Annotated in this window: 12 protein-coding genes; 4 read left to right on the top strand and 8 right to left on the bottom strand. The window is 50.6% G+C overall.

The features are described 5' to 3' along the window. Window positions 1–30: 30 nt before the first annotated feature. From GBAG_RS10800 to GBAG_RS10790, 3 genes are all read right to left on the bottom strand, one after another. Window positions 31–714 carry a fimbrial biogenesis chaperone gene (locus tag GBAG_RS10800; RefSeq protein WP_167333339.1) on the bottom strand — a complete coding sequence of 228 codons (684 nt, stop codon included), beginning with the start codon at window positions 712–714 and terminating at the stop codon, window positions 31–33. A gap of 65 nt (window positions 715–779) precedes the next feature. Next, the gene (locus GBAG_RS10795; protein ID WP_034495847.1) at window positions 780–1,316 is read right to left on the bottom strand and encodes a fimbrial protein; all 537 of its coding nucleotides are present in this window, start codon (window positions 1,314–1,316) and stop codon (window positions 780–782) included. Between the two features lie 448 nt (window positions 1,317–1,764). Further along, window positions 1,765–2,658, bottom strand: coding sequence for a LysR family transcriptional regulator (locus tag GBAG_RS10790; RefSeq protein WP_034496279.1), 894 nt, complete (start codon window positions 2,656–2,658; stop codon window positions 1,765–1,767). 456 nt (window positions 2,659–3,114) lie between these two features. Between GBAG_RS10790 and GBAG_RS10785 the strand changes: the two genes are divergently transcribed. Together GBAG_RS10785 and GBAG_RS10780 are read left to right on the top strand one after the other, a co-directional pair. Then, window positions 3,115–4,032, top strand: coding sequence for a LysR family transcriptional regulator (locus tag GBAG_RS10785; protein ID WP_034495846.1), 918 nt, complete (start codon window positions 3,115–3,117; stop codon window positions 4,030–4,032). A 20-nt stretch (window positions 4,033–4,052) separates the two neighbouring features. Next, on the top strand, window positions 4,053–4,913 hold the full coding sequence (locus GBAG_RS10780) for a LysR family transcriptional regulator (RefSeq protein WP_034495844.1): 861 nt from the start codon (window positions 4,053–4,055) through the stop codon (window positions 4,911–4,913). A 107-nt stretch (window positions 4,914–5,020) separates the two neighbouring features. Here GBAG_RS10780 and GBAG_RS10775 read toward each other — a convergent pair whose 3' ends face one another. The 5 genes from GBAG_RS10775 to GBAG_RS10755 form a co-directional block, all read right to left on the bottom strand. Then, complete coding sequence (locus GBAG_RS10775; protein ID WP_034495843.1) at window positions 5,021–5,269, bottom strand: DUF883 family protein; 249 nt, start codon at window positions 5,267–5,269, stop codon at window positions 5,021–5,023. A 93-nt stretch (window positions 5,270–5,362) separates the two neighbouring features. Then, the gene (gene paoC, locus GBAG_RS10770) at window positions 5,363–7,561 is read right to left on the bottom strand and encodes an aldehyde oxidoreductase molybdenum-binding subunit PaoC (protein ID WP_034495842.1); all 2,199 of its coding nucleotides are present in this window, start codon (window positions 7,559–7,561) and stop codon (window positions 5,363–5,365) included. Window positions 7,562–7,565: 4 nt separating this feature from the next. Next, the gene (locus tag GBAG_RS10765; RefSeq protein WP_034495841.1) at window positions 7,566–8,516 is read right to left on the bottom strand and encodes an FAD binding domain-containing protein; all 951 of its coding nucleotides are present in this window, start codon (window positions 8,514–8,516) and stop codon (window positions 7,566–7,568) included. After that, on the bottom strand, window positions 8,513–9,214 hold the full coding sequence (gene paoA / locus GBAG_RS10760) for an aldehyde dehydrogenase iron-sulfur subunit PaoA (RefSeq protein ID WP_081908403.1): 702 nt from the start codon (window positions 9,212–9,214) through the stop codon (window positions 8,513–8,515). Before paoA ends, GBAG_RS10765 begins: the two co-directional genes overlap by 4 nt. Window positions 9,215–9,310: 96 nt before the next feature. Then, the gene (locus GBAG_RS10755; RefSeq protein ID WP_034495840.1) at window positions 9,311–10,519 is read right to left on the bottom strand and encodes an MFS transporter; all 1,209 of its coding nucleotides are present in this window, start codon (window positions 10,517–10,519) and stop codon (window positions 9,311–9,313) included. Window positions 10,520–10,624: 105 nt separating this feature from the next. Between GBAG_RS10755 and GBAG_RS10750 the strand changes: the two genes are divergently transcribed. Both GBAG_RS10750 and GBAG_RS10745 read left to right on the top strand, forming a co-directional pair. Next, window positions 10,625–11,566 carry a LysR family transcriptional regulator gene (locus GBAG_RS10750; protein WP_034496273.1) on the top strand — a complete coding sequence of 314 codons (942 nt, stop codon included), beginning with the start codon at window positions 10,625–10,627 and terminating at the stop codon, window positions 11,564–11,566. A gap of 132 nt (window positions 11,567–11,698) precedes the next feature. Continuing rightward, the gene (locus GBAG_RS10745) at window positions 11,699–12,772 is read left to right on the top strand and encodes a YncE family protein (RefSeq protein ID WP_034495839.1); all 1,074 of its coding nucleotides are present in this window, start codon (window positions 11,699–11,701) and stop codon (window positions 12,770–12,772) included. Window positions 12,773–12,823: the final 51 nt, after the last annotated feature.

Raw genomic sequence — 12,823 nt, 5'->3', positions numbered from 1 at the left:
CGACCCAAAAATCCTTAATAAACGCGTCGGCTAACCCGTGCAGTGTTGCTCAGCGCTATTCGCGCCAAAATCATTTATGGACTGGAAATAGACACTGCCCGAAGCATGACCCGGAATAGTCGCGGTTAAGGTCGACTTTGGTGCCACCATGTTATTTTTTAGCTTCTGGTTTCCTACGCGAAATTGCACCAGTGTGACGTAATAGGGCGACGGGTTTTTAACCATAACCTGGCCGTTTGAAACATGGCAGGTCAGAGATTCAGGGGCATCAGCAGGGTTCGATTCCAACCCTTGTGGGCGCATAAATAGTTTGATGACACTCTGGGTCGCAATTTGCAAGGTATTACCTTTCAATGACTCTTTGGGTACTGAAGGAATCGCTTTACTATTAATATAAAATACGCTTTCGCGATCTTGTGGCAGCATTGGGCCGTTATAAATAATACGCAGTCGGTTCTCTTTTTTGGGGCCAAGGGCAAATAAAGGTGGAGTAATAATAAAGTTATCGACTTTATTATTGCGGCCATCAGACACCCACGACTGAATTAAAAAACGGGTGGTTTCTGATGTATTCAGAATCGGTAAAACCGTATTTTTTTCGTTGGTGTGATAAATAACCCGTGTGGCCCCCAGAGCAATTCCTCCGGCGTAAGCCGAGGTGACCGACGTCAGTATCAGAGAACTGGCAAGAAGAGATTTTTGTAGAATATGCATAGATAGTTTGCGCTCTGACATAAATTTAAAAAGTCCCCCGCAATTAAGCGGGGGAAGACAACAAATCAGGAGAAGGTTGTGCTAAATGTTGCAACTGCGGAGACATTACCCGCTGTTGCCGCAGCGCCTGTTGCGATGTAATCAACACTGAATGGCAGAATATTTTCGCCATCAATCAGCGTGGTTGTGGATGACGTTGTGCCCAGTGGCAGCACGGCACCGTCTGCGCCATACAGTTGCAGGGCAACGTTAGTTGCCGCACCCGCACCGGCGGTATTCGCCAGAGCGCCCGAAGTAACGGCATCGGATTGGCCAATAAAGGTTACCGATGCATTCTGGCTTGCTGTGGTGTCGCAGTCTTCGAGTTTGATATTGAATGACTTCTGCTGGCCTGCTGCTGTACCCGCGGTCGCAAGTTTAGAAGCGGTCACCTGATCGAGCGTCACGGTTTGATCCATGGAATCAGCAAATACAGAACAAGCCGCATCAACAACCTGACCTTCGAATTTAATTGTGCCGCCTGCAACCGTCGTATCTGCGTGCGCAGCAACAGAGAAAAGGCCAGCAGCCACTAAGGAAAGTAAAGCGGAATTGAATTTCATCGAAATACCCTTTAATCAATATATTGGATTAGAATGAAGCCGTAAAACTTCACTATCTTAATTATTAAAATCCTACTCAAAGGGAAAACAGAACCTTAATGTGTTCTATTATCTTTAACAGAAAAACAAGCCATTAATTCTCTGTGTTTCCCTTTGGTCAATAACGATACTGAATGTATGGAATTTAAATCAATTGATTTGGTGAATTGCTGACCATCAAGCGCAGGAGGATTGAAAAAAGTAAGGGCACGATGGTATGTCTCTTTTGATAAGCTATTTTAAAGCATTAATTGCTGCCAACTGGCAGCTAATCATCAAATATAAGAATATTCATCTATCAAAAAATGTACGATTCAGCCCGCTAGTACAAGCGAGCGCATCAGTAACTTGTTGAACTTATTTAGTAAAATCTATGATTTCAAATCATTAAAAAACCAAATTCGAAATGCTAATTTTGTAGGAATGTTTGCAATCTGATTAAAAGCTGCTGGAAATAATGATCGCTGGAAAATGAATGGTGATAATGAAGATAACATTCATAGCGCATTTGCAGCTCTGGCGGGGCTTCGAGTAACTGTACTGGAAGAATATTTAGCGTCTTTTTCCCAATAGTTGTGGGGACCAATATAACCAAATTGCTGAACGCGCAAAGTGTAATCAGATTTAGCGAACTGCTTGCCACAAAGGCAATATCCCGCTTCTCAAACAATGCCCGGAAATGCTGGGTTTGTTCAACATCATCACTAATAAAGTGCATCCCGCGAGACCATATGGCATGGCGATTTTGATGCCAGTCATCAAGAGTGAAGGGGGGCTTAATCGTGGTATGCCCCTTTCTGACCAGAATGCCAACGTCACAGGTGAAGAGTTTGAGTTGAATAATCGAGTTGTCTACGGGCAGACGTGAGCCAACATCAATATCAATTTCTTTATTGCGCAGGCGGGCCAGGCGTTCTGAATCGGTATCTGACGGTCTGCAAAAGGCCAGTTGAGTCTGTTCATTTTCGTTATTCAGCAACGTTATCGTCAGCAATAGCTCCAGTATTGAAGGGGTGCTTAACACAATTGCGCGGCCGCCAGGCGACAAAGCTGAACCATCCACATTGTAGTCCTGGTTGATGTTTTGATAGCGCTGACTGAGTTCGAGTGCCAGCGTATTGGGCTTCATCCCGCTGCGGGTTCTGAAAAACAGGGCAGAACCGGTGCTTTTTCTGGCCTTATTAATCAAATAACTCACGGCGCCGGGCGTGACTTGCAGGATTTCAGCCGCTTTAGTCACACTTCCCGAGGTGCTGAGGATATGAATGGCTCTAAGAACTTTCATATCGAGTTGATTATCCATGGTCAACATCACTCCTTTTATGGCGTCAGGAACAGTGTTGCATCCCGTTCCCCATCTGACTCGTTTGTTGAAATATCCCAAATTCACTGGAGTATAGACCAGCGCAGTGGTTCCGATACGGCAATATTTCGCGGAGTAAATCCAACCGCAAGGGTTAAATATAATTGCGCTTATCTACCGTGCTTTAAATCTTTATATTTAACTTTTTAATGGATTTAAAAGCAAACTAAAAAAACAATAAATACAAGGTGTTGGATCTGGATGAATTGAATGTATAGGGCATGAATCGTTTTGTAGCTGACTATGTTTATTGTTATGCACTGCAATTGAGATTATATTTTCAGTAGCCAACACCAGCTTCATTCATAAGAAATTCAGTTTATCTGTTGTTAATTTTAAACTGTTATAAATAAGTCAAGGGAATTGACATAATAATATATTCCGGAATGTTTTTTTATGCAGAGCAAAATCGACCTAAAATTATTAAAGATAATTAATGTGCTAGTGGTGAGTGGGAGCGTGACTAAAGCTGCACAGTTGCTCAACTTAACCCCTGGAGCCGTCAGCTACTCACTAAAAAAACTCAGAAGCCTCACCGGGGAACATCTGTTTATCAGAACCAAAGCGGGCATGAAACCTGATGCCACCGCTCTTGAACTCAGCCAGCGCTACCAAAAATTTTGCTCATTAGCGCAGGAGAATAACGCTGACAGTATTGAGGTAAGCCGAGAAAAACTGACCGTGATGACATTTTCTCCGATGGAAATGTTACTGGCAGAATCCATATTTAATTTACCCACGGACTCATCGTTGTATCGCTATGTGTTTTTACCCTACACCGCGAGTATTGATGAAAGAGCGGAGAAGCTAAAAAGCGGTATTGTCGATGTGGATATTGGCGGGAAACTCCCGGCCGATAAGCTTATTAGCAAAGTTAAGATCTTATCGTGCGATGTAGTGGCGCTATCAGGGGTGCAAAACAAAGCTTTGCCAACACAATTGTCGGTTGATGATTTATACCGCGCCAGACATGCGATATGGAATGTGATGATTGACTATTATTGTCACAGCATACGAAACGCGGAAAAGGTCGGTAAATACATTCAGAGTAGAGATGTCGGGCTGATTTCCAGCAGCATTATTAACATGGTGACATTCTGCGCGCACAGTGACTCTATTATGCTTATCCCCAAAATGTTTGTGCCGATGCTCACCAAAAAATTCCCGGTGCAATGTCATAAGTTACCCGCTGAATTCGATATGAAATATGACTGCTACATGCATTTTAATACTCAAATCACCGAAGATGAACAGGCGATGAAATTTGTCGATAACGTTATGAGCAACGTAAGAGATCTGTGCTTGAGTCCGTGATATTTTATCCAGGAATAGCAATGAAAGAGATTAGCCTAAAAAAATTAAAAGTTGTTAATACTCTGATTGAGTGTGGTAGTGCGGCGAAAGCGGCAAAAGTGCTGGGGATATCGCCTTCAGCGATCAGTTACACCTTAAAGCAGCTTACGGCTCAACTTGATGTGAGTCCATTCATCAGAAAAAACAATGGATTAAAACCTAATGAGCATGCTCTTGCGTTGCAGGAAAAATATCGCGAGATAATGGCGTTAAATACCACGCGCAAAAAATTTATTATTTCCACTTATTCGTTAATTGAGTTTTATCTTGCTGACTATATCAATTCAATGATTGATGGCACCTTGCTCCACTTTATCACCATGGACACCTGCGAAAATGAACGATTGCGCAAGCTACAACACAGAGAAGTGGACATTGATATTGGCGGAAGATTACCAAAAGATGTATCAATAGTCTCAAAGCGATATCTGTATTCTAAAATGTGTATTATGGCCAGCAATAACCATCCAACCATAAATGAGACGTTTACGCTGGATGATTGGCAAACAAACAAACACCTTCGTTGGCAGCGAGATTCAGGCAGTATCTCCAGCATGGTCAACAACATGGATTTCCAAACGCCTTTATTCCGCGAGCGGGAAATTTCATGGGAAAGCCCGAACCTGCTCACACTGGCTTATTTATGCTCCAGTAGCGATAACATTATTATGATCCCTGAAGTGTTTGTTGAATCGCTCAAAGGGATGTTTCCGTTGAAATCATTCCGATCGCCGGAAGCGTTAGACATGAAATTTGAGTGTTATATTCATTATCATCGTGCTTTAGAAAACAAAGTTAATTCACTAGACCTGCATAATATTTTTGATCCGAAGCCAAGATAATATTCACACCGCTATTCATAACAACATTAAAAGCAGAGAGTTTAAAGTCTGTTATTAAGGGCTGTTAAACAGCCCAATATCTTATTTATTAATTCAATTTGCAGGGTTTATTTCCGGCCTAACAGGAAACCAAACACCACGCCCACTGCGGCGGCAATGGCTAAACCGGCGATAGGGTTGGTTGAAACCTGGTCACGTACGTTATCGGTCGCATCTCTTACCGCGTAACTGGCCTGGGACGCATATTTACGTGCCGCGCCTTTAAACTGGTCATCCGGGTTATGCGCATGCTTACCGTATAATTCTCGCGCTGTGCCTGCTGCTTCGTTGATTTTGTCTGTGGCTTTATCAAACATACCGAACTCCTTAAAGGACAATGAATGGTTAAGTATAGTTGGCCTGAGCGCAACGCCGGGGAATTAGGATAATGTGAAGTCGCGCAGCCTGAATCAAATCAGCTCCGGTAAGTGTTTGAGCAGTTTATCCAGCGTGATGGGGTAGTTGCGCACCCGCACGCCCGTGGCGTTATAGACCGCATTGGCGATAGCCGCACTCACGCCGCATAGCCCCAATTCCCCCACACCTTTGGCTTTCATCGGGGATGAAACCGGGTCGGTGTCATCGAGGAAAATCACCTCCTGGGCGGGAATATCCGCATGAACCGGGACTTCGTATGCCGCAAGGTCGTGATTAACGAAATACCCCAGGCGCGTATCGACGGCTAACTCTTCCATTAACGCAGCCCCCACGCCCATGGTCATCGCGCCGATCACCTGGCTGCGTGCAGTTTTTGGGTTGAGTATCCGGCCCGCCGCGCAGACGGCCAGCATACGGCGCACGCGGGTTTCGCCCGTGGCAACGTCGACGCCGACTTCGACAAAATGCGCCGCGAAGGTGGATTGCTGGAATGTCTTTTCCAGGTCGCCAAATTCAATACTGTCTTCGACACTCAATTTGCCGCCGGAGGCCGCATCGCTAAGTTGAGCGGTACGGGCGCCGAATTTGATTTGCCCGTCGGCAAATACCGCCGTGTTCGCGTCAAACCCAAGCGTGTTGGCGATGGCCTCACGTAATTTCACGCAGGCGGCATAGACCCCCGCCGTCGAACTATTCGCCCCCCATTGCCCGCCTGAACCCGCAGACACCGGGAAATCAGAATCCCCCAGGCGCACCACGACGCTTTCCAGCGGCACGCCCAGCATTTCTGCTGCCGTCTGGGCGATGATGGTGTAACTGCCCGTCCCGATATCCGTCATATCCGTTTCAACGGTGACGATGCCTTGCGCATCAAGGTGAACCCGTGCGCCGGATTTCATCACCATGTTATTGCGAAAACCTGCCGCCACACCGATACCGACCAGCCAGCGCCCGTCACGCACTTGCGCCGGTTTGGGGTTGCGGTGCTGCCAGCCAAAATGTTCAGCCCCGGTCCGCAGGCATTCCACTAACTGGCGGCGCGAGAAAAAGCGCTCAGGATTTGCCGGGTCAACCTGGGTGTCGTTGATCACGCGAAATTCGATGGGGTCTACGCCAGCTTTTTCGGCTATTTCGTCGATAGCGATTTCCAGCGCCATTAATCCAGGCGCTTCTCCGGGCGCGCGCATGGCGTTGCCTTCGGGTAAATCGAGTTCCGCCAGCCGTAATCCGGTGTGGCGATGGGCTCCCGCATAAAGCAATTCACTTTGCTGGACGGCGGTTTCCGGCGGGCCACCCGCGACATTACCTGACCAGCTTTCGTGCGAGATGGCGTTAATGCGTCCGGTGTTATCGGTGCCGATTTGAATATGCTGGATAGTGGCCGGGCGGTGCGTGGTGTTGTTAGGGATAAGCGGCCTTTGCAGCGCGATTTTGACCGGACGTTTAGCCGCGCGAGCACCGAGTGCCGCCAGCAGCGCATCGCTACGCACGAATAACTTGCCGCCAAAGCCACCGCCGATATAAGGCGATATCACCCGCACGTTTTCTTTCGGCAGTTTCAGCGTCAGGCTCAAATCGCTGCGACACCAGTCCACCATCTGATTAGAGGTCCAGACCGTGAGTTTATCGCCATTCCACGCAGCCATTGAGGCATGAGGCTCCATCGCCATATGGCTTTGATCCGGCGTGGTGTAGGTGGCGTCGAGCTGTATGGCGGCAGCGGCAAAGGCACTGGCAAAATCACCGACGGATTTGTCCGGTTCATCTTCGGGCGGCGTGGAAACAGACGGTTTTTCGCAGGCTAAATCGTAACGACCGCGCTCGCGATGGTAATCCACGCTAATAAGTTCGGCTGCCGCACGCGCCTGCTCGAAAGTTTGTGCGACCACGACGGCAATGGCCTGGTGGTAATGGTCAATTTCCGGGCCACCGAGTAGTTTGGCCGGGTTTTTCTCGCCTTTACCCAAATGCCCGGCGTTTTCGGCAGTGACAATCGTAATGACGCCTGCGGCTTTTTCGGCGGCAGAAAGATCAATCGATTGAATGCGACCTTTGGCAATCGCCGCGCCTACTACATAGCCATACGCCGCATCGGGCTGTTCGTCATGCCACTCGTAGGCATAATGCGCGGTGCCGGTGGTTTTCAACGGGCCGTCGATACGGTCGTGCGGCTGGCCGACCACGGTAAGCTGGTCGATAGGGTTATCTTTGGCAGGATTTTCAAATTTCATCGGCTTATCCCCTCGCTTCCGTGAGTACCGAGGCGAGCGTGCGCTTCGCCAACAGCAACTTGAATTCGTTTTCGGGCGTTGGATGGGCGCTTGCGAATAAACGCGCGTAGACGCTTTGGCTGCCGTTGGTCAGTTGCGCATCCGCTTCTTCAAGCCGCCAGGGTTTGTGCGCCACGCCACCCAGCGCCACGCGGCCCGAGCCATCTTTTTGTACAACCGCAGCGACGGAAACCAGGGCAAAAGCGTAGGACGCGCGATCACGGACTTTACGATAAATATGGGTGCCGCCGAGCGGTGCCGGGAGGGTGACGGCGGTGATAAGTTCTCCCGCATTTAACACGGTTTCTTGATGGGGCGTGTTGCCGGGCGCGGGCCAGAAATCCGCAACCGGGATTTTGCGCTCAAAGCCATTGGGGTCCACGGTTTCAATAACGGCATCCAGCAGGCGCATTGCCACAGCCATATCGCTCGGATGGGTGGCGATGCAGCTTTCACTGCCGCCCACCACGGCATGCTGGCGGCTGAAACCGTTAAGTGCCGCGCAACCGCTACCGGGAAGCCGCTTGTTGCATGGCTGATGGGTATCGTAAAAGTAGGGGCAGCGCGTGCGCTGAAGCAAATTCCCGGCGGTGGTCGCCTGGTTGCGAAGCTGGCCCGATGCGCCTGCAAGCAGCGCTCTGGAAAGCACCGCGTAATCCCGTCGTACCCGCGCGTCTGCGGCAAGATCGGTGTTACGCACCAGGGCGCCAATCCGCAGCCCGCCGTCTGGCGTCGGCTCAATTTTATCCAGCGCGAGGCCGTTGACATCAATCAGATGCGTGGGCGTTTCAATCTCAAGCTTCATTAAATCCAGCAGGTTGGTGCCGCCAGCAATAAATTTAGCACCGGTTTTTTTTTGTGCGCTGGTGGCAGCCTCAGCGGGGGTTTTCACGCGTTCATAAGTAAAAGCCTTCATGATTTCCGCCCTCCGGCCACATCTTCAATGGCGGCAAGAATGTTGGCATAAGCGCCGCAGCGGCAGATATTCCCGCTCATCCGCTCGCGAATTTCATCACTGGTGGCCTGAGGCGCTGAGACTAAATCGAGGGTCACGTGGCTGGGAATTCCCTGCTCGATTTCGCTGAGCACCGCCAACGAGGAGCAAATTTGCCCTGGCGTGCAGTAACCACACTGGTAGCCATCATGTTTGATGAACGAGGCCTGCATCGGATGGAGATTTTCTGGTGTGCCTATCCCTTCGATGGTGGTCACTTCAGCACCGTCTTGCATTACCGCGAGCGTCAGGCAGGAGTTAATCCGGCGGCCATCTACGATTACGGTACATGCACCACACTGACCGTGGTCGCAGCCTTTTTTGGTGCCGGTAAGATGCAGGTTTTCGCGCAGCGCATCCAGCAACGTGGTACGCGTATCGACCTCCAGTTGCCGGGTTTCGCCGTTGATTTTTAGGGTTACGTTTGCCATTTCAGGCGCGGGTGTTGCGGTAGCGTCGCTTGCGCCAAAAGCATGCCGGGGCGCGATGGCTACTGCCGCCGATGCTGCTCCTGCTTTAAGCAGGCTGCGGCGTGTGAGTCGAAAGCTGTAATATTCAATCGGGTTGGTGTCCTGCCGCCCGGCGTTATTATTATGTGCGCCAGTATTCGGGTTGCTCATACCGCCTCCAGTGTTTTCGTACTGAACTAGTAAGCATAGACGCCATGAGCGATGGGATTAATCCTGAAAGCGCAAAACGGGGCAGGGGGCGATTCGTTATTTGCCTGAACGCGTGGTTAGACGAATCAGTAATCCGCATAACGCCGCACCGGTTGCCAGCGTCACCATCCCCGGCCAACCGAAGGTTTCCAGTGCTTTGCTGCCTAATGCCGCACCCAGCGCCATGCCGATAAATACCACCGTAAACATGATGGCGTTCAGACGGCTACGTGCGGCTGGGTTAAGAGCATAAATAATGGTCTGATGCGCCACCAATGAAGCCTGAATACCGAGGTCAAAACCGATAGCGCTGATGATGATAACCGCCAGCTGCGCAGGGACTGGCAGCAGCGGCAGGACAAACATTAACGCAAATGAAATAACCACTAGCGCTGAGGCGATTTTGGTGACGAAGTTCGGGCCACGACGATCCGCGAGAGATCCCGCCAGCGGTGCGGCAAGCGCCCCAGCAGCGCCCGCCAGTCCAAAAGCCCCTGCTACCGCGCTGCCAAGATGGAAGCGCTCGGCGAGCATAATTGCCAGTGTTGACCAGAATGCGCTAAAGGCAATCGACAGTAATCCCTGCGCCAGCGCGGCACGGCGTAAAGCGGAGTATTCCATCCATAGCTTGCCCAGCGAGCGCAATAGTGCCGGATAGCGCAGCGTGGTTTCCGGCTTGAAATCAGGCAGCACACGCCACAGCGTTAACGTGACAAGCCATACTCCCGCAGCGGCAATTCCATAAACGCTGCGCCAGCCGAATAATTCCGCCACGATGCCGCTAAATACGCGTGAAAGCAGAATCCCTGCCAGCAGCCCGGTCATCACCATACCGACGATTTTCCCCCGGCGACTTTCGTGAGCGAGCGTTGCGGCAGCGGGAATAATATCCTGTGCGACCGTTGCTACCAGCCCAATTGCCAGGCTGCTGAGTAGTAACACGTGCCAGGAAGATGCAAATCCGCATAACAGCAAAGTCAGTGCGAGCAGGGTGCCTTTAACCAGAATGATACGGCGGCGATCGAAGCGGTCACCCAGCGGCGCGAGCAACAAAATGCCCAGCGCATAACCGATTTGTGTCAGCGTCGGCACCAGGCCAACGTCACCGACACGAGCGTGGAAAGTGCTGGCGATAATTCCGAGCATCGGCTGGCTGTAATAAATTGAAGCCACGCTCAGGCCAGCGCCGAGTGCCAGAAGAAAAACAATTTTGCCCGACAGCGGGTTGTCGGTTACGGATGAAGAGACTGCGGAAAGCTGGCTCATGGCGCGCTCCTGTAAGTGCTCATGAAGTGAATGTGTCGCCATTTTTATCGTTATTCGCTGCCCGTTGTAGCCCCTGGCGGGGTAAAACTGTTATACACTTTACGTATGAACAAAAACATTAATCCCAGTGGCGACCGTATAGCCATATTGCAAACCTTCGTTCGTATCGTTGAGAGCGGTAGCCTTTCAGCGGCTGCGGCGCAGCTCGAAACTACCCAGCCAACCATTAGCCGCCGCCTGCAAAGCCTTGAGCAACTGCTTGGCGTAAAATTAATCCAGCGAACCACTCACAGCATGAAACTCACCGATGATGGCGAGCGGTGTTATCAACATGCGCGCAAGCTAATAGAAACCTGGCAGAGGCTGGAAGATGAAGTCAGCGGCGTGAGTGATGATCCGGTTGGGGTGCTGCGCGTTCGTGCGCCACACGCTTTCGGCCAGGATCAGCTTATTAAGCCTCTGGGCGACTACTTGCAGCGTTACCCGCATATCAATATTGAGTGGGTGCTTAACGACCATTCTCCGGATTTTATCCCCGAGGGTATTGATTGCGCGATTCACGTTGGCGCGATTACCGACCCCTCGGTGGTGGCGATCCGACTGGCAGAAGTACCGCGCATTGTGGTCGCTGCGCCGTCGCTTTTGGCAGGCTATCAACCGGTGACGGACGTGGGGGATTTAGCGGCATTACCGTGGGTGGCGCTGAGCAGTTTTTATCGTAACGAAGTCACGCTAAATCATGTGATCCGCGGCGAGGAGTTACGCTTCACTATTACTCCAAGGCTGAGCACCGACAGCCTGTATGCGGTGCGCAATGCGGCTATCAGCGGGGTAGGCGTTGGTATGGTTTCTTCGTGGGTGGTGAAGGAGGACCTGGAACAAGGAACGTTGCAGCACGTTTTGCCCGACTGGCAGGCCGCGCCGTTACCTGTTTATCTGCTTTATCCTTATGCAAGTTATTACCCGGCACGTCTGCGAAAGTTTATCGAGATGATGAAAGAGGTGATGCCCAGCGTGAGCGGTGTCGCGGTCGTGCCGACCGGCTAGTATGGACTATGTAGTACCCCTTACCGACGCAGAGATTTTTATTGATTCAGTCATTTACGCTTGATTACAAAATGCTAATGAGTATAGTTCTCATTCTCTTTTTTATTGACGGATATGACAGGGATTTTCCTGATGAAAACAAAATTCTCCGCCGTTGCACTGTTTTTGACAGTGGCACTGAGCGGTTGCGCAACTCAGCAAACCTCACAAACCACGCCTCCCGCCACGCAAAAAGCCGTCGCCACCGATACCACTCAGCGCGATTTAGCCGCCGGACTCTACGAAATGGCGCTCGGCCCGAAGGGCGATGTGCTGTATGTCGCCAGCGCTGAAGGATTTAAAGATGTGCAGGGCGGGGTAATTTACAAGCTGGATGCCACTACGCTGAAAACCGTTGGTTCGAGCCACACTGACCTGAAAAACTTCGGGATGGCTCTCTCCCCGGATGGGCAGATTGTGTATGTGACTAACTCTCTGGATGGCGCTCTGAGTGCGGTGAACACCGCAGATGGAAAAGTTAAATCACGTATTTTATTCAGCGAGCGCAACAAAGAGGGTTTCCCTTACGGTGCTCGTGAAGTGTTGCTGCATAACGGCTTGCTTTACATCGGCGCGGTTGCAGACCCGGCGCAAATCTGGGTGGTGGATGCCGAAACTCTGAAGCTTAAAATGCGCATCAAAAATACCGGCAAATGGATGACCGGCCTGCATTATTCCCAAACCACCGACCGCATTTACGCCGCCAATGGCAGCGGTGAGATTCTGGTCATTAACCCGAAAACAAATCGCGTCGAAAAACGCTGGAAACCGCTGGGTGATAAACCGGCATTGCTGCTCAATATGGCAGAAGACAGCGCGACGGGGCGTCTGTTTGTCACGGATAACTCGAAAGCGAAAACCACGCTGGTGCTGAATATCCGTACCGGAGAAGTGATTAAGCAGTTGGCGGTGGGCGATTCTCTGGCGGTGAAATTCAACGCCAAACGCAATGAGATTTACATCACTCAGCGCGAGTCCGGCAAGCTACTGAGCCTCGATGGCACCACTTATGCGCTGAAGAAATCGTGGGATTTAAAGCCCAACCCAAACAGCCTGCTGCTCTCTGACGACGGGCAAATTCTGTATGTCACCGTCAAGCAAGCCTTTAACAAAGATCATTCCACGAATGGCCCGGACAGCATCGTGAGAATCGACCTCAAAAAATAAGCATCAGGCCCGGTTGCGGGCCATTTTGTTTTATTTGGATTTTTTGGCGAG

This window comes from Buttiauxella agrestis ATCC 33320, assembly GCF_000735355.1.
GTDB lineage: Bacteria > Pseudomonadota > Gammaproteobacteria > Enterobacterales > Enterobacteriaceae > Buttiauxella > Buttiauxella agrestis.
This window is presented reverse-complemented; position numbering and strand designations above follow the sequence as displayed.